The sequence below is a fragment of the Micrococcus sp. GbtcB5 genome (assembly GCF_019091605.1).
Classification (GTDB): Bacteria; Actinomycetota; Actinomycetes; order Actinomycetales; family Micrococcaceae; genus Micrococcus; species Micrococcus luteus.
In genome coordinates this window covers 1-235 of the sequence record NZ_JAGXJK010000486.1, presented here as the reverse complement: position 1 = coordinate 235, position 235 = coordinate 1, and the positions used below count along the sequence as shown (strand labels likewise).

The 235-nt window shown below is 80.4% G+C and carries 1 pseudogene; it reads right to left on the bottom strand.

The annotated features are described in order from the left end of the window. Nucleotides 1-235 (bottom strand): annotated as a pseudogene (locus tag KVS67_RS13200) (hypothetical protein); the annotation flags it as partial.

The window sequence follows — 235 nt, the reverse complement described above, 5'->3', positions numbered from 1 at the left end:
GGATGAGGAGCACGGCGCCGCCGAGCGGGGCCGCGAGGGCGACCCAGAGGCGGGGGGGGGCGGGGACGTACCAGGCCAGACCGCCGATCCGCACGCGCCCCCCGTCCGCGGGCGGGAGCGCCGTCCGGTGGGAGGTGACGCCGGGGAGGGCGAGGCGGCCACGGTCCCGCGGGCGGCACACGTGGACCTCGTCCCCCGCGTCCAGTCGCTCCGGCAGCCAGATCTCACGGGCGCG